This window comes from Buchnera aphidicola (Sitobion avenae), from assembly GCF_005082585.1.
Classification (GTDB): Bacteria; Pseudomonadota; Gammaproteobacteria; order Enterobacterales; family Enterobacteriaceae; genus Buchnera; species Buchnera aphidicola_Z.
This window is the reverse complement of sequence record NZ_CP034855.1, coordinates 174046-195873: the sequence shown is the minus strand read 5'-3', so window position 1 is coordinate 195873 and position 21828 is coordinate 174046. Positions and strand designations below refer to the sequence as shown.

The 21828-nt window shown below is 25.4% G+C and carries 17 protein-coding genes and 1 pseudogene; 7 read left to right on the top strand and 11 right to left on the bottom strand.

Going from position 1 to position 21828, the window contains the following annotated elements; translation table 11 throughout:
• Positions 1 to 259 precede the first annotated feature (259 nt).
• The 4 genes from gyrA to yfaE all read left to right on the top strand — a co-directional run bounded on the left by gyrA (position 260) and on the right by yfaE (position 6585).
• Complete coding sequence (gene gyrA / locus D9V77_RS00900) at positions 260 to 2761, top strand: DNA topoisomerase (ATP-hydrolyzing) subunit A (protein ID WP_158338175.1); 2502 nt, start codon at positions 260 to 262, stop codon at positions 2759 to 2761.
• Positions 2762 to 2856: 95 nt separating this feature from the next.
• Positions 2857 to 5142: a class 1a ribonucleoside-diphosphate reductase subunit alpha gene (gene nrdA / locus D9V77_RS00895; RefSeq protein ID WP_158338173.1), complete on the top strand. Its 2286-nt coding sequence runs from the start codon at positions 2857 to 2859 to the stop codon at positions 5140 to 5142.
• 47 nt (positions 5143 to 5189) lie between these two features.
• A complete protein-coding gene (nrdB, locus tag D9V77_RS00890; RefSeq protein WP_158338171.1) occupies positions 5190 to 6320 on the top strand; it encodes a class Ia ribonucleoside-diphosphate reductase subunit beta in 1131 nt (376 codons plus the stop codon).
• A gap of 1 nt (position 6321) precedes the next feature.
• On the top strand, positions 6322 to 6585 hold the full coding sequence (gene yfaE / locus D9V77_RS00885; RefSeq protein ID WP_158338169.1) for a class I ribonucleotide reductase maintenance protein YfaE: 264 nt from the start codon (positions 6322 to 6324) through the stop codon (positions 6583 to 6585).
• Positions 6586 to 6619: 34 nt separating this feature from the next.
• Here yfaE and pta read toward each other — a convergent pair whose 3' ends face one another.
• From pta to D9V77_RS00875, 3 genes are all read right to left on the bottom strand, one after another.
• The gene (gene pta / locus D9V77_RS00880) at positions 6620 to 8053 is read right to left on the bottom strand and encodes a phosphate acetyltransferase (protein ID WP_261979298.1); all 1434 of its coding nucleotides are present in this window, start codon (positions 8051 to 8053) and stop codon (positions 6620 to 6622) included.
• A 203-nt stretch (positions 8054 to 8256) separates the two neighbouring features.
• Positions 8257 to 8679 (bottom strand): hypothetical protein, encoded by a 423-nt coding sequence (locus D9V77_RS03140; protein WP_261979284.1) that lies wholly within the window; start codon positions 8677 to 8679, stop codon positions 8257 to 8259.
• Positions 8680 to 8723: 44 nt separating this feature from the next.
• Positions 8724 to 9944: an acetate kinase gene (locus D9V77_RS00875; RefSeq protein WP_158338167.1), complete on the bottom strand. Its 1221-nt coding sequence runs from the start codon at positions 9942 to 9944 to the stop codon at positions 8724 to 8726.
• Positions 9945 to 10024: 80 nt separating this feature from the next.
• Here D9V77_RS00875 and nadE point away from each other — a divergent pair, with 80 nt between their 5' ends.
• A complete protein-coding gene (gene nadE, locus D9V77_RS00870; protein WP_158338166.1) occupies positions 10025 to 10831 on the top strand; it encodes an ammonia-dependent NAD(+) synthetase in 807 nt (268 codons plus the stop codon).
• A gap of 7 nt (positions 10832 to 10838) precedes the next feature.
• Here nadE and sirB1 read toward each other — a convergent pair whose 3' ends face one another.
• The 3 genes from sirB1 to prfA all read right to left on the bottom strand — a co-directional run bounded on the left by sirB1 (position 10839) and on the right by prfA (position 13726).
• Positions 10839 to 11648 (bottom strand): invasion regulator SirB1, encoded by an 810-nt coding sequence (gene sirB1 / locus D9V77_RS00865; RefSeq protein ID WP_158338165.1) that lies wholly within the window; start codon positions 11646 to 11648, stop codon positions 10839 to 10841.
• A 162-nt stretch (positions 11649 to 11810) separates the two neighbouring features.
• Positions 11811 to 12644 (bottom strand): peptide chain release factor N(5)-glutamine methyltransferase, encoded by an 834-nt coding sequence (prmC, locus tag D9V77_RS00860; RefSeq protein WP_158338163.1) that lies wholly within the window; start codon positions 12642 to 12644, stop codon positions 11811 to 11813.
• Positions 12641 to 13726, bottom strand: coding sequence for a peptide chain release factor 1 (gene prfA / locus D9V77_RS00855; RefSeq protein ID WP_158338161.1), 1086 nt, complete (start codon positions 13724 to 13726; stop codon positions 12641 to 12643). The genes prmC and prfA overlap by 4 nt, the downstream gene beginning before the upstream one ends.
• Positions 13727 to 13935: 209 nt before the next feature.
• Here prfA and ispE point away from each other — a divergent pair.
• Positions 13936 to 14795: pseudogene (gene ispE / locus D9V77_RS00850) on the top strand (4-(cytidine 5'-diphospho)-2-C-methyl-D-erythritol kinase).
• Between the two features lie 117 nt (positions 14796 to 14912).
• On the top strand, positions 14913 to 15860 hold the full coding sequence (locus D9V77_RS00845) for a ribose-phosphate pyrophosphokinase (RefSeq protein ID WP_158338159.1): 948 nt from the start codon (positions 14913 to 14915) through the stop codon (positions 15858 to 15860).
• A 73-nt stretch (positions 15861 to 15933) separates the two neighbouring features.
• On the opposite strand, the gene D9V77_RS00840 is transcribed toward D9V77_RS00845, so the two are convergent.
• The 5 genes from D9V77_RS00840 to D9V77_RS00815 all read right to left on the bottom strand — a co-directional run bounded on the left by D9V77_RS00840 (position 15934) and on the right by D9V77_RS00815 (position 21812).
• The gene (locus D9V77_RS00840) at positions 15934 to 16140 is read right to left on the bottom strand and encodes a CvpA family protein (protein WP_158338157.1); all 207 of its coding nucleotides are present in this window, start codon (positions 16138 to 16140) and stop codon (positions 15934 to 15936) included.
• A gap of 287 nt (positions 16141 to 16427) precedes the next feature.
• Positions 16428 to 17663 (bottom strand): bifunctional tetrahydrofolate synthase/dihydrofolate synthase, encoded by a 1236-nt coding sequence (gene folC / locus D9V77_RS00830; RefSeq protein WP_158338155.1) that lies wholly within the window; start codon positions 17661 to 17663, stop codon positions 16428 to 16430.
• A gap of 142 nt (positions 17664 to 17805) precedes the next feature.
• The gene (locus tag D9V77_RS00825) at positions 17806 to 18732 is read right to left on the bottom strand and encodes a TerC family protein (RefSeq protein ID WP_261979297.1); all 927 of its coding nucleotides are present in this window, start codon (positions 18730 to 18732) and stop codon (positions 17806 to 17808) included.
• A 95-nt stretch (positions 18733 to 18827) separates the two neighbouring features.
• Positions 18828 to 20288 carry an NADH-quinone oxidoreductase subunit N gene (locus tag D9V77_RS00820; protein ID WP_158338149.1) on the bottom strand — a complete coding sequence of 487 codons (1461 nt, stop codon included), beginning with the start codon at positions 20286 to 20288 and terminating at the stop codon, positions 18828 to 18830.
• A 6-nt stretch (positions 20289 to 20294) separates the two neighbouring features.
• Complete coding sequence (locus D9V77_RS00815) at positions 20295 to 21812, bottom strand: NADH-quinone oxidoreductase subunit M (protein WP_158338147.1); 1518 nt, start codon at positions 21810 to 21812, stop codon at positions 20295 to 20297.
• Positions 21813 to 21828 lie beyond the last annotated feature (16 nt).

Below are 21828 nucleotides of genomic sequence, written 5' to 3'. Positions count from 1 at the left end.
TCATTTTAAAATCAAGTTAACAAACCATTATATTTTAATGATGACTTCTTTAATTTATAATTATATTTTATATAATTATAATTTATAATAATACTTTCATTTCAAATAAACAATATAAAAAATATTTTTTATTGCAATGTAATTATTTTATAAAACTATTTATAATCAAGAATAGTTTTCTTTATATGCATCTAATAGTTTAATTATGTTATACTTTTATACTTAATTTGATTGCTTTAATTAAAGAGATAAAAGTTCTATGAAAGACCCTGCACGAGAAATTATACAGGTCAATATTGAAGAAGAGTTGAAGAGCTCTTACTTAGACTATTCTATGTCTGTAATAGTTGGCCGAGCTTTACCAGATGTTCGAGATGGTTTAAAACCTGTTCATCGAAGAATACTTTTTGCAATGTATGTACTAAATAATGATTGGAATAAATCATATAAAAAATCCGCTCGTGTAGTAGGTGACGTTATAGGAAAATATCATCCTCATGGAGATTCTGCTGTATATGATGCCATAGTACGCATGGCTCAAAATTTTTCATTACGTTATATGTTGATAGATGGTCAAGGAAATTTTGGTTCCGTAGATGGAGATTCTGCTGCAGCAATGCGATACACAGAAATTCGAATGTCTAAAATAGCTCATGAACTGTTAAATGACTTAGAAAAAAAAACTGTGGAATTTTTACCAAACTATGATGGAACCGAATATATTCCAGAAATACTTCCAGCAAAAATACCTAATCTTTTAATCAATGGTTCATCAGGTATAGCTGTAGGTATGGCTACTAATATTCCACCTCATAATTTACATGAAGTAATTAATGGATGCCTAGCTTATATTGATAATAATGACATTACCTTAGGGGAACTAATCAAATATATCCCAGGACCAGATTTTCCGACTGCCGGAATAATTAATGGAAAACTAGGCATCGAAGAAGCTTATCGTACAGGAAAAGGTAAAATTTATATTCGAGCACGTAATAAAATCGAAAAAAATAAAAAAAATAAAAAAGAATCTATTGTGTTTGATGAAATACCTTATCAAGTGAATAAATCACGTTTAATTGAAAAAATAGCAGAACTAGTAAAAGATAAAAGAATTGATGGAATTACTGCTTTGCGCGATGAATCCGATAAAGATGGAATGAGAATTGTTATAGAAATTAAAAGAGAAGCCATATCTGAAATAATTTTAAATCAACTGTATTCTCTCACTCAGTTAGAAATATCTTTTGGTATTAACATGGTTGCTTTATGTCAAGGACAACCAAAAACCTTATCTTTAAAAGAAATATTAAAAAATTTTTTATCTCATAGACAAGAAATAATTACAAGACGGAGTCTGTTTGAATTAAAAAAAACCAAGAATCGTATTCATATTCTTGAAGGACTGAATACTGCTTTAATAAATATAAACATAATTATTGAAATAATAAAAAATTCAGGAAATGCACTGGAAGCAAAAAAATTAATAATTAAAAAAAAATGGATCTCTGAAAATATAGAAGAAATTTATAATTTACAAGAAAAAAATCATTTATGCAAAAAAAATAAATACAGTTTTACTGAACAACAAGCACAAGCTATATTAGATTTACGACTGCATAAATTAACAAATTTAGAACAAAAAAAAATTATTATAGAATATAATGAATTAATAAAAAAAACTAAAGAACTAAAAGAAATACTTGAAAATCCAAACTGTATGCTTAATGTGATCAAATCAGAATTATTATCTATACAAGATAATTTTAGTGACAAAAGAAGAACAGAAATTATTGAAAATCATACTGATATTAATATCGAAGATTTAATTAATCAAGAAGATGTAGTAGTCACACTATCTCATTCAGGATATGTAAAATATCAACCTCTTTCTGATTATAATGCTCAAAGACGAGGTGGAAAAGGAAAATCAGCCGCAAAAATAAAAGAAGAAGATTTTATAGAAAGTTTAGTTATAGCAAACACGCATGATACTATATTATGCTTTTCTAGTCGAGGACTTCTATATTGGATGAAAGTTTATCAATTACCAGAATCTAGTAGACATGCGAGAGGAAGACCTATAGTCAATTTATTACCTTTAAGTCCAAAGGAAAGAATTACAGCTATATTACCAGTGCATGAATATAAAGACAACCTCAATATTTTTATGACTACTGCACATGGAATAGTAAAAAAAAGTTCTTTAACACAATTCAAAAAACCCAGATTTGCAGGAATTATCGCTATCAATTTGCATGCAAACGATGAACTTATTGGAGTTTCGTTGACTGATGGAAATAATAATATTATGTTATTTACGCAAAATGGCAAAGTAGTTCAGTTTTTAGAAAAAAGCGTCCGAACTATGGGTAGAACTGCATCTGGAGTGAAAGGCATTAAAATTAAAAAAAATGATAAAGTTGTTTCTTTAATTGTACCTAAAAACAAAGGTAGCATTTTAATAGCAACAAAAAATGGATATGGAAAACGTACAAAAATTACTGATTTTCCTATAAAATCACGTGCTACCCAAGGAGTGATCTCTATTAAAATCACGAAAAAAAATGGGAAAATTATTGGAGCAATACAAGTGATAGAAAAAGATCAAATTATGATGATTACTAATGCTGGAACGTTAGTTAGAATCAGAGTTTCTGAAGTAGGAGTGTTGGGAAGAAACACACAAGGTGTAATATTAATTAGAACATCAAAAAACGAAAAAGTCGTTGCTTTACAAAGAATTATAGAACCTCTTTAAAAATACACATTTATCTATAAAATAGATAATATATATTTCTGATAAAATAAAATAAATATTTTCTTGTACTTTTTTTAAAATAAGTCAAATTAATTATGAAAAACAGTCTGTTTGTCACTAAACGTGACGGAAGAAAAGAAAAAATAAATTTAGATAAAATTCATAAAGTATTAAATTGGGCAGCAGAAGGATTAAACAACATATCCGTATCACAAGTTGAATTATGTTCTCGAATCCAGTTTTATAATAATATTACCACTATTAATATCCATGAAACTATCATTAAAGCTGCTGCAGACCTTATTTCACAGGACACACCAGACTATCAATATATGGCTGCAAGATTGGCTATTTTTCATCTTCGAAAAAAAGCTTATGGTCAATTTGAACCACCTCAATTATATGATCATGTAAAAAAAATGGTTGCTTTAGGAAAGTATGACAAAAATTTATTAAAAAATTATTCATATAAAGAATTTCTTCAGATGAACTCTTTCATAAATCATTGGCGAGATATGAATTTTTCATATGCAGCTGTAAAGCAATTAGAAGGAAAATATTTAATACAAAATCGTATTAGTGGAAAAATATATGAAAGTGCACAATTTTTATATATTTTAATATCTGCATGTTTATTTTCTAAATATCCAAAAAATATTCGAATGGACTACATTCATCGTTTTTATAACGCTATTTCTACTTTTAAAATATCATTACCAACACCAATTATGTCTGGAGTAAGAACTCCTACACGTCAATTTAGTTCCTGTGTGTTAATTGAATGTGCTGACAACTTAAACTCTATCAATGCTACAAGCAGTTCTATTGTTAAATACGTTTCACAACGCGCGGGAATTGGTATCAATGCTGGACAAATCCGTGCATTAGGAAGTCCAATTAGAAATGGAGAAGCATTTCATACCGGTTGTATACCTTTTTATAAACATTTTCAAAGTGCTGTAAAATCCTGTTCTCAAGGAGGTGTCAGAGGTGGAGCTGCAACTATTTTTTATCCAATATGGCATTTAGAAGTAGAAAGTTTATTGGTTTTAAAAAATAATAGAGGCGTTGAAGAAAACAGAGTACGTCATATCGATTATGCAATTCAAATTAATAAATTAATGTATGAAAGAATGTTATTAGGAGATCAAATAACATTATTCAGTCCTTCTGATGTACCTAATTTATATGAAGTATTTTTTTCTGATCAAAAAACATTTAAAGAATTATATCTTCAATATGAGAACAATAAAAAAATAAGACAAAAAAAAATTAAAGCACTTGATCTTTTTTCATTAATAATGCAAGAAAGAACTTCTACTGGACGCATTTATATACAAAACGTAGATCATTGTAATTCACATAGTTCATTTAACCCTCGAATATCTCCAATAAGACAATCTAATTTATGTTTAGAAATTACACTACCAACTAAAGCATTAAATGATATTTATGATGAAGATGGAGAAATAGCACTTTGTACGTTGTCAGCTTTTAATTTAGGAACTATTCAAAATGTTGATGAATTTAAAGAACTAGCTATATTATCCGTACGTGCATTAGATGAAATATTAGAATATCAAAATTATCCAATATTAGCTGCTAAGAAATCAGCTATTTCTAGACGTTCTCTAGGAATTGGTGTAATTAATTTCGCATATTATTTAGCTAAAAATAAAGTACGCTACTCAGATGGAAGTGCAAAAAATCTAACGCATAGAACTTTTGAAGCTATGCAGTATTATTTATTAGAAGCATCTTGTGAATTAGCAAAAGAAAAAGGAGCATGCTCTTTATTTCATCACACTAATTATTATTTAGGAAAATTACCTATAGATACATATAAAAAATATATTGATAATATATGCAATGAACCACTTCATTTAAACTGGGATTTATTGCGTTTTAAAATTAAAAAATATGGTTTAAGAAATTCAACTTTATCTGCTTTGATGCCTTCAGAAACATCTTCTCAAATATCTAATGCAACTAATGGAATCGAGCCACCAAGAGGTTTTGTCAGCATTAAAGTATCAAAAGATGGAATATTACGTCAAGTTGTTCCTGAATATAAAAAATTAAAATCACAGTATGAATTACTCTGGGATATACCAAATAATACAGGATATCTGGAACTAGCTGGTATTATGCAGAAATTTATTGATCAGTCTATTTCAGTTAATACTCACTATGATCCAAAAAAATTTTTAAATAATAAAATTCCCATGAAGCAACTTCTTTATGACCTTTTACTATCTTATAAACTTGGCTTAAAAACACTATATTATCAAAACACTTTAGATGGTTCTGAAGACAATCAAAACATTACATCTGAATCTACAACTGAAGATGTTTGTGAAAGTGGCTCGTGTATTATATAATAATCACAAATATATACTACAATATAACTTTATTAGGTATAATTATTATGTCTTACACCATTTTTTCAAAAAAAAAAAATAATCAACTTAAAGAACCTATGTTTTTTGGACAATCTGTAAATATTGCCAGATACGATCAACAAAAATATATTATATTTGAACAATTAATCGAAAAACAATTATCTTTTTTTTGGAGACCTGAAGAAATAGATCTTTCTAGAGATAGAATAGACTTTCAAAATTTACCAGATAATGAAAAACATATTTTTATTAGCAATTTAAAATATCAAACATTACTAGATTCTATTCAAGGAAGAAGTCCTAATATAGCTTTTTTACCAATTGTCTCTATTCCCGAATTAGAAACATGGATTGAAACATGGTCTTTTTCAGAAACTATTCATTCGCGCTCTTATACTCATATAATTAGAAATATTGTTAACTCTCCATCTTTAGTATTTGATGATATTATTTCAAATAAACATATTAATGATCGAGCTCAAAATATTACAATTTATTATGATGAACTGATAAAAATAACTAGTTACTGGCATCTATTAGGAGAGGGTAATCATTTAATTAATGGAAAAAAAATTAACATTAATTTAAAATTACTAAAAAAAAGATTATACCTATGCTTAATAAGTGTAAACGTTTTGGAAGCAATTAGATTTTATGTTAGTTTTGCATGTTCATTTGCATTTGCAGAAAGAGAGTTAATGGAAGGAAATGCAAAAATTATAAGATTAATAGCACGTGATGAAGCACTACACTTGACAGGAACTCAACATATTTTAAATCTTGTAAGTAATATAATAAATAACGAAAAAATGGAAGAGGCAGTTTTAGAATGTAAAGAAGAAGCTATTAATATATTTCTTTCAGCTTCACAACAAGAAAAAAAATGGGCTGAATACTTATTTCAAGACGGTTCAATGCTGGGATTAAATAAAGATATACTGTGTCAGTATATAGAATATATTACAAATATTCGTATGCATGCAATAGGTTTTAAAATGCCTTTTGAAAAACGATCTAATCCCATACCTTGGATTAATGATTGGTTAACTTCTGAAAACATACAAACTGCTCCCCAAGAAACAGAAATTAGTTCTTATTTAGTTGGTCAAATTGATTCAGAAGTTTCTGATAATGCATTTAAAAAATTTGAATTGTAAAATGAGATACTCTATTATTGAAGTAATAAACATCAAAAAAAAAATTATTTATAAAAGAAATATTTCCTTATTATTTATTTTAGAATTAAATAATATTAATATAGAATATCAGTGCCGATCTGGATATTGTGGTATGTGCAGAATTAAATTAATTAAAGGAAAAATATTTTATTTCATAAAACAGCCTATGGCTGCTTTATTTCAAAAACAAGAAATATTTCCATGTTGTTGCAAACCAAATGGAAATATTATAATTCAAATTTAAACAATATATTTTTTTATTTTATAAAATATCAATTTTATTGAGATTGAATTGATGTTAATGCAATAGTATAAATAATATCTTCTACTGAAGCACCTCGTGACAAATCATTTACCGGTTTTCTTAATCCTTGCAACATTGGACCAATAGAAACTATTTTTGTAGATCGCTGCACTGCTTTATAAGTAATATTTCCAGAATTTAAATCTGGAAAAATAAATACGTTTGCAGAACCAGAAATTGGAGAACGAGGTGCTTTTAATTTAGCAACTGTTTTAGAAACTGCTGCATCATATTGTATAGGACCGTCAATAATTAAATCAGGTCTTTTATTTTTGACAAGAAAAGTAGCTTTTTTAACTTTTTCCACTTGATATCCAAATCCAGAGCAACCTGTTGAATAAGATAACATAGCAATACGCGGCTCTATTCCAAAAAGTCTTGATGAATCTGCAGATTGAATTGCAATTTCTGCTAATTCTTCTGCAGTTGGATTAATATTAACAGCACAGTCACCATAAATTAAAACTTTATGTGGTAATAGCATAAAAAAAATAGATGAAACTAATAAATTATCAGGATGAGTTTTAATAATTTGTAGTGCTGGACGTATCGTATTAGAAGTAGTATTTACTGATCCAGAAACTAATCCATCTACCTGATTAGATTCTAGTATTAATGTGCCTAAAATAGTATTATCTTCTAATTGTTTTTTAGCAGAACATTCATTTAAACCTTTTTCTTTTCGAATTTCTAAAAGACGTAAAATATACTTTTCTCTTATTAAATCAGGATTGATTATTTCAATATTTTTATTTAGATTGATACCTTCATACTTTGCTATAGCATGTATTTTTTTGGGATCTCCTAATAATATACATTGAGCAATATTAGATTCATGACATATTGAAGCTGCTTTTAATATTCGAACTTCATATGATTCAGGTAATATAATACGTTTATTTCTTTTTTTTGATAATGAGTTTAAATTATAACAAAATTCTTGTGGAGAATATGTTATATAATCATTGTGATTATTTTTAGAAATTTTTAGAGTAGAATAAGAAAAAAAACTAGAAATATATTTTTGTAATTTTTTAATGTACATTGTATCTTTTATATTAATGTTGAAATTAAAAGTTTGTAATTGAGATAAAATACTTATTGTATTTTTTTTTGTAAAAAATATAGGAATAGATCTTTCAATTAATATCTTATACAAAGATATAATATATCTTTTTAATTTTAATACTCCTGTCAATATAATACAACTAATTTCATTGCTACTAAAATTAGCATTAACAAAATCTATCAAAACATCTAAACGACTAAAAGAAACTATTATTAAAGTACTTGAATAATTTTTACTTGATATACTTAGACAACCTTCATCAAATATAATTATTTCTTTTGTAACACGAGTATTTTTTAAAATTAAATTAATATATTGTATATTTAAAAAATTATAAATATCTATTACATATGTTTCTATAATTTTTTTATTCCAAGGTACACCTGCTATAATTGAAAAAAATTATTTTTAAATACTTTTTTTATATTAATCATTTCTTTTCTATGTTTTATTTTCTTTAAATACATTAGTTTTTTTATAAAATCATATTTTTTTCTATAAAAGGAGAATTTATTTTATTGAAAATTACACCTAAAATATTCCTATAATTTTTCTGTTTCAAAAATAAATTTATTTGATTTTCTTTTTTTGTAATATACTCTAGGGACGTATCTTCTAAATTTGCTATAAATATTACTCATGCCTTCAATTAAAATAACTTCATATAGATGCATACTACTACGGCATTGATCAGAAATTTTATTTAATAAAAAAAAATATTCAGGAGAATTAAAAAGGATTTGAGAAAAATCTATATTATCTACTGTAGAAACAGTTTTTAAAAAGTTTTTATTGATAATGAATAATGTATCATCTAATGATTTTTTTATACAAAAAAAATATAATATAGATTGAACAGGTTTCTTCTCAAATTTATTTTTATTAAAAAAATGAATCATGCTTAAACTAATTGAAGTTAAACCAACATCTTCATCTAAGGGTATTAACCTAATGACACATGACATAATTATCCCATTCTGATGCATCAGTATAATATACTAAAAAATAACTATTTTATATTAATTATTATGTTTCTAGTTTCTTGAGCTATTGCTAATTCCTCATCTGTCGTAATTACGAATGCAGGACTGGAAGAAGACTCAGTAATTAATCCTGATTTACCTCCGATAGTAAATAAATTTAGTTTAGAATCAATTTTAAAACCTAGTAGAGATAATTTCGAAAGAGTTAATTTTCTAATCAAAGGCACATTTTCACCAATCCCCCCAGTAAAAATTAACGCATCCAAACGATTTTCCATTAAACACGTATAAGAAGCAATATACTTAGATAAACGATGACAAAAAATATCTACAGATCTTCTTGCATCTTGTTTCATATTGTAATTTTTTTCAAAATAACGAAAATCACTACTAATTCCACTTAAACCTAATAATCCAGACTTTTTAGTTAATATTGTTTCAATTTCATCAATACTTAAATTAAGAGTTTTATTCATAAAAAAAATAATTGAAGGATCTATATCTCCACTTCGAGTACCCATCACTAAACCTTCTAAAGGTGTTAATCCCATTGAAGTATCTACACATATTCCATTGCAAACAGCAGAAACAGAAGCTCCATTACCTAAATGACATATTATAATATTTAAAAGTTTAAATTTTTTATTTAATACAAAAGACATTTTATGTGCAACATAATTATGACTAGTACCATGAGCCCCATAACGTCTAATACCATGTTCTTTATAAAAATTATACGGTATAGCATAAAGAAAAGATGTTTCAGGCATATTTTGATAAAAAGATGTATCAAAAACCGCTACATTTTTTTTTGATAAAACAGGATATTTTTTTATAATTGTTTTAATGCCAATTAAATTAACCGGATTATGTAACGGAGCAAAAGACACTGCATCTTGAATACATTTAATCACATTATCATTAATTAAAATCGATTTTTTTATTTTAGTTCCTCCGTGTACTACTCTATGTCCTACACCTATTAAATTTTTTAAAATATCTTTTTCTTGAGACAGCACTTGATCTATAATAAAATTTAAAGCATCTTGATGATTTATTTTTATACCAATTTTCTTTTTATATTTTAAACCGAGACACTGCCATGTAATGTATGTTTCTGATAAATAAAGACACTCTACTAAACCAGATAAATATTTTTTTTTATTATTAGGATTTAATATCGCAAATTTTATAGAAGAACTACCACAATTTAATACCAAAATTAAATTATTCAATTTCTTATCCATTTTTTTATTGTAAACAAATTAAAAAATATATTCAGTATTTAATGTAAACGTTTATATTTTTTAAAAAATTAGGAAGAACTATGACACTTCAAAACAAAATTATTAAATCTCTAGGAGTAAAACCAGTAATTATTCCGGAAATAGAGATTAAAAATTGCATCGACTTTTTAAAAAAATATTTGCATGAACATCTTGATTTAAAATCATTAATAGTGGGTATCAGTGGAGGACAAGACTCTACATTAACCGCAAAATTATGTCAAATAACTATTGAAGACTTAAGAAATGAAACAAAAGATACTGCTTATCAATTTATCGCATTACGCTTGCCATATGGTATTCAATCTGATGAAAAAGATTGTCAAGATGCAATCAATTTTATACGTCCAGATCAAGTTTTTAATATTAACATTAAAAAAGCAGTTTTAAGTAGTGAAAAATCTTTAAAACAATCAGGAATTATTATTTCAGATTATATAAAAGGAAACGAAAAAGCCAGAGAAAGAATGAAAGTACAATATAGTGTTGCGGGTATGAATAAAGGTCTTGTAGTAGGAACAGGACATGCAGCAGAAAACATCACTGGGTTTTTTACAAAATATGGAGATAATGGAACAGATATAAATCCTATTTTCAAATTAAACAAAAGACAAATTCAATTTTTATTAAAAAAATTAAATTGTCCAAAACACCTGTATTTAAAAAAGCCAATGGCAGATTTAGAAGAAGAGCATCCACAACAAGATGACGAATCTATTTTAGGAATTACATACAGTGTAATTGATTCTTATTTAGAAGGAAAAAAAATAGATCTTAAAAGTCAAAAAATTATTGAAAAATTATATTTAAATACGTTACACAAACGTAATCTGCCAGTAACACAATAAAAATTTTTTAATGTAATATCATTTTTTTTTGTTCCATAGAATGAATTTGTATCTTTATAATTTCACTAATTGGATCTTCAGGACAGTGTTCTACGAAGTAAATTAAATCTGTTAGAGCAACATGGTTACATTCTAATTGTGCATATATTAGTCCTCTATCACGAATTTCATATGGATTGTTTGGATCAATTTTCAATAATAAATTAGTAACGTTTAATGCTAATTCCATTTTTTTTTCTTCCATTAATGCAGATTTCAATGTGTCTAACATTTTTCGTATGACAGTAATGGATTCAGATTTATAAAGATCATTTTCATATAATTCTGCAGTTGGACTAATATTGCCTTTTAACCAAACTTCTAATGTATGTTGATCTAATATTTCCCCATTAAAGGGATTAATCAGCCAATTTTTTTCATTGATCCAATCAGTTCTTAAAATAAGTTGTGTAGGGAAAACAACAGGATTTAATGGTAATTTCAATTCCTGAGCAATATGCAAAAAAAGAATACCTAAAGATACAGCAGTACCCTGTCGGGTTTTTAACACATTATCAATCCATAGAACATCTGAAAGGTTGTAAACACCACTTGCACCACCAAAATTCCAATGGATATAAAACAATTCCAACAATTTTTCTAATTGTCGATTTGGTTTATTTTCAGATGCAATATAAGATTGAGCTTCTTTTATTCTATTCTTTAATTCTGATAAAACACAATTTAGAGGAAAATCTGCTCGAATAGCTTGAGAAGCTACAATAATAGATTCAAAAAGTGATAATTTAGAAAAATCAATATTAGAAAGAGATTTCATATTATTAGTAATAGTAATATTTATTTAAATAAATGATAAAAGTTTCAATAAAATAAATTTTTATATAATGAATGTTTTTTATATTAAAATATAACATTTTTTTTAATTTTTGTTAATAGAACATTTCTATTTGCATAAATTTTTTAAAATATTATACATTTTTTATTTATTATATTTTTTCCCAATTGTCACGCGATCGTTACCTCCATAATCTAGATAAGTTTGAATTTCAAAAAAATTATATTTTTTAAATAAATATTGTACTTGTAATTTTTGTTGCCATCCATGTTCTATTAACAACCATCCTCCACTAAACAAGTAATTTTGAGATTGTTTTATAATATTTTCAATATCTAATAATCCATTATCACCAGATATAAGTGCATCAAATGGTTCAAAAAAAATATCTTTTTTAAAAAATTTAATTTCATTTTCACTAATATATGGAGGATTACTTACAATGATATTAAACTTTTGATTTATATTCGAAAACCAATCGCTAAAAAAAAAAGAAACATTTTTAAAATTTAATTTAAGTTTATTAATTTGAGCTATCGAAAGAGCTTTTTCGGATTTATCAACACCGATAATATCCCAATTAGCACAGATGCTTGCTAAAGCTAGAGAAATAGCTCCACAGCCAGTGCCTAAATCAAGAATTAAAGCAGAATTTCTATTGACTTTAGACAACACTTGTTCTACTAATATTTCTGTATCAGGTCTTGGAATAAGAGTATCATATGAAACACATAAAGACAAAGACCAAAATTCTTTTTCTTCTATTATATAAGCTATTGGTTCTCCTAAAGATCTACGATCAATCAAATGATTTAAGTATTTGTATTGTTCACATGTCAACTCAATATCATCATAACTCATTATAAAGCTACGTGTACATTTTGAAACATAACTCAATAAAAATTCAGCCTCATATTTGGGATTATCAACCCAAGATAATTTTCTAATAGATCTTGCTATCCATTTTTGAATTTTCATAGTTCTGATTCAGATAAAGAAGAAAGCATGTCTGCTTGATACTCTTGAATTATTGGATCAATCAAAAAATCTAATTTTCCTTGCAATACCTCATCTAATTTATAAATAGTAAGATTAATTCTATGATCTGTGATTCTATTTTGCGGAAAATTATATGTTCTATTTCTATCTGATCGTGCACCAGTACCTAATAAAGTTCTTCTTATAAAAGAGTTTTTCTGATGATCTTTTTCTAATTTAGCTGCATAAATACGCGCTGATAAAATAGATAAAGCTTTCGCTTTATTTTTATGTTGTGAACGTTCATCTTGACATTCAACTACATTACCAGTAGGAATATGAGTAATTCTAATAGCTGAATCAGTAGTATTGACATGTTGTCCTCCAGCACCAGAAGAACGAAAAGTATCAATTTTTAAATCAGAAAAATGAATTTCTTCTTTTTCCGTTTTGGGAGTTACAGGCATAATAGCAACAGTACAAGTAGACGTATGAATTCTTCCTTGTGATTCTGTTTCCGGTACTCTTTGCACACGATGACCACCTGATTCAAATTTTAAACGACCACAAGCACCTTTTCCTGTAATTTTTGCAATTATTTCCTTAAAGCCCCCTTTTTCACTTTCACTAGTATTCATTACTTCTACTTCCCATGAAAAATTTTCAGCATATCGAGAATACATTCTAAATAATTCACTTGCAAATAAAGAAGATTCATCTCCACCTGTTGCTGATCGAATTTCAATAAAACAACTATGTTTATCATTGGGATCTTCAGGTAATAACAATTTATTAATTTGTTCTTCTAAAATTTTCTTTTTTTTATTTAAAACATATAATTCTTCTTCAGCTATATTCTGCATCTCTGTATCATTTAATAAAATATGAATATTTTTAATATCAATTTCTAATTGTTCCCATTGAATAAAATATTTTATAATTTCAGAAATTTTTAAATACTCTTTAGATAAATTTTTTAAATGTTCTCGATTCGAAATAATGTTTTTTTGAGTAAGCATGACTTCAATTTCTTGATAACGATTTCGTAAAGACTTTAATTTGTTTAAAATAGAATTATTCATGAAGTCCTTCTATTAATCCGTATTTTCTAAAAATAATTTTTAATTAATATTAAATATATGTATTATTGATACAATTAAAAACATAAAAAAATATTTTTTATAAAAACTTTAAAAAAATGTAAAAATCAAAATATATATACTATAATGATTATATCATTTTAAGAAAAACTAATATAAAAAATATTTTACATTAATTAATAAAAATCAAAATGATTTATACATGGCCTTCTCCTGCTAAAATCAATCTATTTTTATATATAACAGATAAACGTAAAGATGGATATCATAATATACAAACCTTATTTCAATTTCTTAATTATGGTGATACATTGCAAATTATTCCTAACAAAACAGGAAAAATTGAATTATTTACTGAAAAGAAAAATATCTTAAATATAAAAAATAGCATTATTATTGCAGCTAAACTATTAAAAGAAAAAGCACTATTTCAAGGAAAATTATGCAGTTCTAATTATGGAGCAAAAATATTCTTAAAAAAAAAATACCAATAGGAGGAGGTTTAGGAGGAGGTTCTTCAAATGCTGCAACTACTTTAATTGTTTTAAATAAATTATGGCATACAGAATATACATTACAAGAACTGGCATCATTAGGTCTTAAAATAGGCGCAGATATACCTGGTTTTATTATGGGAAAGACCGCTATTATTGAAGGAATAGGAGATATATTACACCCCATTTCACAACCAGAAAAATGGTATTTAGTTGTATATCCTTATATTAATATTTCAACAAAAAAAATGTTTTCAAGTCCATTTTTAACCAGAAATACTCCTCAAAAATCGATTCAATTATTATTAAATTTACCTTTTAGTAATGATTTTGAAAATCTAGCACGAAAAAAATTTACTAAAATAAAAAAATTAATTTCAATGTTATCTTCATATGCACCTTCACGAATGACTGGCACCGGTTCTTGTGTTTTTTCTGAATTTAACAGTAAAAAATCTGCACAAAAAATTTTTTCTTTACTACCTAAAAATATGCAAGCATTTATAGCAAAAAGTGTTAATATTTCACCGTTTCATAAAACTTTTTATAAAAAATAATATATTCTTATATTTAAAAAATTTTTAATATAAATGTATTTATGAAAATATTAATAATAAAACATATTATAATGATATATATATAAAATTACTCATTAAAAATAAAAAAGGTTCTTTATGCCTGATATGAAACTTTTTTCTGGAAATTCTATTCCTAAACTAGCAAAATTTATTGCAAATAGATTATATATTAATTTAGGAAAAGCTTCAGTAGGTAGATTTAGTGATGGTGAAATAAGTGTTCAAATAAATGAAAATGTAAGAGGCGGAGATATTTTTATTATTCAATCAACTTGCTCACCTACTAATGACAATATAATGGAATTAGTTGTAATGGTAGACGCTTTGAGAAGAGCCTCTGCTGGTAGAATTACTGCAGTAATACCATATTTTGGATACGCTCGTCAAGACCGTAGAGTAAGATCAGCACGAGTTCCTATAACAGCAAAAGTAGTAGCTGATTTTCTTTCTAGTATTGGAGTAGATCGTGTATTAACAGTAGATTTACATGCTGAACAAATACAAGGATTTTTTGATGTTCCTGTTGATAATGTATTTGGTAGTTTAATTTTATTAGAAGATATGCTTCAAAGAGAATTAAAAAACCCAATTGTTGTTTCTCCTGATATTGGTGGAGTAGTAAGAGCTAGAGCCATTGCTAAGCTTCTTTACGATACTGATATGGCGATTATTGATAAAAGAAGACCTCGTGCCAATGTATCTCAAATTATGCATATTATTGGAGATGTTGCTAATCGTGATTGTATTTTAGTTGATGACATCATAGATACCGGAGGAACTCTTTGTAAAGCCGCTGAAGCTCTTAAAGAAAGAGGCGCTAAAAGAGTTTTTGCATATGCAACACATCCTATTTTTTCTGGAGATGCGCCGACCAATTTAAAAAACTCTGTAATTGATGAAGTAGTCGTATGTGATACTATCCCGCTATCAGAAAAAATTGAATTACTACCAAACGTACGCACACTGACATTAGCAGGCATGCTGGCAGAAGCAATAAGACGAATTAGCAATGAAGAATCTATTTCTGCTATGTTTGAACATTAAATATTTATAATTCTAAGCACACTACAATTTTTTAAACTTATACTAATAATGTGCTTAGTTTTTTTAAATACATTTAAAAAGAATAAAAAAAACTTTTTAAAGTTAAAAAAATAGAAATTAAAATAGAATGACTTTTATAAAAATTATAATTTTTCTCATTAAAATAATGAAAAATTAAAAGGAAGAAAAATACTAATAATATACCCCGTAATATTCCAAAAAATCCGCCTAAAATCATATTTTTATAAGAAAGTTTAAATTCCTTAATAATTTTTTTCATAAAATAATTTAGAATATATTTTATAATAAAAAAAAAATAATCATTATTAATATGAAAATTTTTTTTTTAAAAAAATATTTTGAACTGTATTTATAAAAAAAGAAGTAAAATAATCATATTTATTAAAAAAATAAAAATTAAAAAACCAAAAATAAGAAGAAGCTATTTCTTGATAAAAACCCCGTGATAAACCTAAAAAAACTGAAATAACAATAGTTAAAACTATAATATAATCAAATAGAAACATAGATATTCCAAAATTATATTTTTTATATATTATAGTATATTTATCTTTTGAAAGAAAAAAATTCTGACACAGTTGAAAAAGAACCGAATACTAGAATCGCATCTTCTTTTTTTGCCGATATGCATGCTTTTTTATAAGCTTCATGAATACTATTTAAAACAAATGTATTATTTTTAGGAAATATGTTTTTTAATTGATCTTTAGTAGCAGTTCGTATAGTTTTTAAAGGTGCAGCAAACCAATAATGAATTATATTTCTTAAAGGCTCAATAATTCCTAAAATATCTTTGTCTTTCAATACACCTATTACTGCATATATTTTCCCTTTTACATTAACTTCATCTATCTTTTTAGATAGGTAAAAAGCAGAGTCAGGATTATGAGCCACATCTACAATAATATAAGGAATAGTAGAAATTATCTGAAATCTACCTAATACTTGAACAGTAGAGATAGACTTTCTTACAACTTGCTCATCAATTTTAAATCCAGAATAATATAAAGCTGATAACGCAATAGCTGTGTTTGATAATGGTATTTGCGTTTTAGGTAAATTATATAATTGCACATTTGAATGAATAAAGTTCCAATAATCCCTTTTTTTTTCCCAAAACCAATCTATATTAATTTTCTTTAGTATTGTCTTCTTTTCTTTAGCTATTTTATGCATAGAATTAGGAATATCTATTTCTCCAATAACAGAGATTTTGTTTTTTCTAAAAATACCAGATTTTTCAAATGCAATACTTTCACGATCCATTCCTAAAAAAGAAGTATGATCTATACCTATATTAGTTATTATAGATATATTAGAATCTATAATGTTAGTAGCATCTAACCTTCCTCCTAATCCTACTTCTAGTATAAGAAAATCTAATGAATATCTTTTAAATAGTATTAACGCAGAAAGTGTAATAAATTCAAAATAAGTTAATGAAACATTATTTCGTACTGATTCTATATTCTGAAAAGAAGAAACATGCTCTTCTTCATTAAGAACAGTTCCATTAATACGAACTCTTTCTACAAAGTTTATAAGATGAGGAGAAGTATAAAGTCCTACTTGATAACCTGAATTTAATAGCAACCTTTCTAACATAGCACAGGTTGTTCCCTTTCCATTAGTTCCTCCAACAGTAAAAATAAAAGCCTTCGAATTTAATAAATTTAATTTTTTTGCAAGAGATTTTAATTCGATAAGATTAAATATTGTTTTTTTATTTATGTTCTCTAAATTTTTGAGCCATTTAGATAAAGAATAATTTTTATTGATCATAAAATTCTTGTTGTTTTTTATATAAAATAATATTTAAAATATTTTCATGAAAAAATATTGGTTTTATTAAAATATAAACACATTATATATTTATAAAGATTTAAAATTAAATTAAAAAATTTCTTATATTCTAAAAATATTTTTATGGTTTAAAATTTTTATAATGCAAAATTTTATTAAAAATGAATGTAATTGTTATAATAGCTGATATTATTAAAAAAATAATAGATGCGGGAATAACAAAAAAATTTTCAAATATCATTTTTAATCCAATAAACATTAAAATCACTGATAATCCATATTCAATGATAGTGTTTTTTTCTATGATATTAGCAATAAGAAAATACATTGATCTTAAACCTAAGATGGAAAAAATATTAGAAGAAAACACAATAAAAAAATCATCAGTTATAGAAAAAATAGCAGGAATACTGTCTACTGAAAACATAATATCACTTAATTCTATTGTTATTAAAGATAAAAATAAAGGAGTGATAAAAAATTTATTATTTATAATAGTAAAAAATTTTTCACTATTCACATCTTTACTAACCCTAAAAACATTAAATATCCAAGACATTCTAATACTTTTTTTGCTTGAGTCGTTTTTTTTTGAAAAAAGAATAAATTTTAAACTTGTAAATAGAAAAAGAAAACCAAACAAAAGTAATAACCAATGCCATTTATAAAAAAATACTTTTCCGAAAAAAATTATTATAGAACGTAATATTACAGCACTCCATATACCATAAGACAATACTTTTTTTTGAAAATGTATCGGTATTTTAAAAGATTGAAAAATAAAAAACCATACACAAAGATTATCTATTGAAAGTAATATTTCTAATAAATATCCAGTAGAAAATAATGTAATTTTTAAATTAGCAATTTCAATACCTTCATTTCTAAAAACAATCAACCAAAAAATTATAAAAAACAATAGAGATAAAAAAAACCAATAAAAATCATGAATAAAAATATGTTTTAAAAAACTTTTTTTTATTTTTATTTTTTTGTATATATAGTAATCTATTGTAAATATCATCAAAACTAAGAAAAAAAAAATCATCCAAAGCAATGGCATATAAAAAAAATTGTTCACTAAATACACCTTTTTTTTATTAGTAAAAATTTTTTATAATACATGTATTTTATAATCTAATGTTATATAGTTAATTTAACTAAGCTAATTAATGGATTTGGACATACACCTAAAATTAAAAGTATCATCGCCGAAATACATATTACTATTCCAGAAGGAGTATAAAACCAATTATGAGTTATATTTAAATCTTGTTTTAATGATTTCAATGGATGCAAATATAAATTTAAAATTATTCTCAAATAACAATACCAACTTAATATAGTACCAATTAAAAAAGAAAAACCTATTATCCATAAATGCTCTTTTACAATAATTGATAATATATAAAATTTTCCAATAAATCCTAATGTTAGTGGAATGCCTGATAAAGAAAGGAGGACTATAGTAAATATGCTAGATAATATTGGTTGTGACCAAAATAATCCTTGATATGAATTTAGTGAATCAGCATTGTTTTTTTCATGCGAATTTGAAATCAAATTAATAATACCAAAAAATGCTATATTGCTGAATAAATAACTACATAAATAAATTGCACTAGCTTCTAAAGAAAATGAATAATTTTTATTTGATGCAAAAAATACTATCAAAAGATATCCTGATTGAGATATTGATACGTAACCAAAAAACCTTTTAATATTTTTTTGAAACATAGCCATTAAATTACCGATTAATATAGAAAAAATAGTAATCAATAATAATATAAAATACAATATTTCATTATTTGAATTAGCATTATGTGAAAAAAAATGTAATAAAATACTAAAAATAGAAATTTTACCCGTAGTTGAAAAAAAAGATAAAACTGATGCAGGCGTTCCTTGATAAACATCAGGAGTCCATAAATGAAACGGTACTATTGATAATTTAAAAAATAAAGCGAAAAGAACCATGCTAATTCCAAATAGGACTACTAATTTTTCATGCTCTGATATGATATGAAAAATTTGATGTATAGATAGAATATTAAGACTGCCGGAAACAGAATAAATCCACGCAATACCAAGCAATAAAAAACTCGATGAAATACCAGATAAAATAATATATTTGAACGAGGCTTCTAAAGAATGCTTTTGATAATTAGAATAAGCAATTAGACCAAACATTGGAAGAGATACAAGTTCAATATTAACAAAAAAAGATGCCATATGATTAGATGCAATTAATGAAATAGCCCCTAAATTCGAAATAATTATTAATAAATAAAACTCTTCTTTATTAAATGGGTATTTTATTAACCATGGATATGCAAAAACACATGTACTAATACTAGAAATTATAATCATTCCAATATAAAAAATAGAATAAGCATCTATATGAAATAAAGAAGTTATATCTATAGGAATAATTTTAACTAAAAAATATAATGAAAAAAATGTAGATATAAAACCTAATATACTAAAGACAGCAATAAAAAAATGATTTCGATTACAAGAAATAGATAATATAACTGTTACTGCAGTGAATATTGTAATCAATAAAGGCAGTAGTGCTGTTAATTGTTGTAAATTCATTATCATTACTAATTATAACCTTATCTTTAGAATAGAATTATTAAATTCTTTTTGAATATTGTGTATAGAATTATATGAAATATCTATAATTTTCTGTGGATTTAAACCTATAAAAAGCAATATAAATATTAGCGTTAATATCGTCCATAGTTCTTTTTTGTTTATTGAAAACATTGAAAACTGTTTTTTGCATGGACCATAAAACATTTTTTGAATCATATTTAAAGAATAAATAGAAGAAAAAACAATTCCTATTGTTGCTAATATAGATACCAATGGAAAAACTTGAAAAATACCAGATAAAATCAAAAACTCACCAATAAAATTTCCTGTTCCAGGAATTCCTAAATTTGCAAGAGAAAAAAACAAAGAAAAACCTGGAATCCAATAAATACAAGACCACAAACCTCCCATATCATCAATATTGTAAGTTTTAAAACGTTTGTAAATTTGACCGGATAAAATACATAAAGCTGCAGTAGTTATACTATTTGATAAAATCTGAATAACCGCTCCTTGTATTGCTATTTCATTATCACTATAAATAGCAATTAAAATTAATCCCATATGAGAAATAGAAGAATAAGCAATTAATTTTTTAACATTTTTTTGAGAAAAAGCAATCCAGGCTCCATAAAAAATACTAAAAAGACCCAAAAATATTGCAATAATAGAAAATTTTTCTGTTGAAGAAGGGAATAAAACTAAGTTATATCGTAAAAGAGCATAAGGAGCAGTTTTAAGCAACACACCAATAATTTCTACTGTGCCACAAGAAACTGATTGAGAATGCGTATCTGGCAACCATCCATGAAATGGAACAATAGGCATTTTTATAGAAAATGCTAAGAAAAAACCGATCATAACTATATATTCTATATAACTATTAATTGGTGCATTTATTAATAAATTATAATTAAAAGTTAATATATTAGTATTTTGATAATAGTTAAAAACTAATAATAAAATAGACGATAATAATATTAAACCAGAAATTTGACCGTATAAAAAAAACTTATTAGCAGCAAGAAAATTGTTCTTTTTTTCAATTTGATCACTCCATAATACTATTAAAAAATACATTGGAAGCAACATGACTTCCCAAAAACAAAAAAATAAAAAAAGATCAAGAGAAATAAAAACACCAATAATTCCAGTTAAGACAAGCATAAAATTTAAATAAAAAAAACCTTCGTTTTTTTTGATTTCATTCCACGCGCATAAAACTGCTATTATAGATAAAAAAGAAGTAAAAAAAAGCATTATAATAGAAAATCCATCAATGGCAATATTAAATTCTATACCAAATCTTGATATCCAAGGTGCAATTAATTGCTTGTCCCAATTGGGATAATATCCGCTTTCATAAAGATGATAATCTTTTTGCAAAAAACATTGAACTACAACTAATAATGTTAAAATTATTCCTAATAATGCAATCCAACGAGGAAAATTTTTATTTAATTTATAAGAAAAAAAAGCAGAAAAACCACTAAAAAACGGAATGATAATTAACAAAGAAAGTAACATTGCACGTATATTCCTA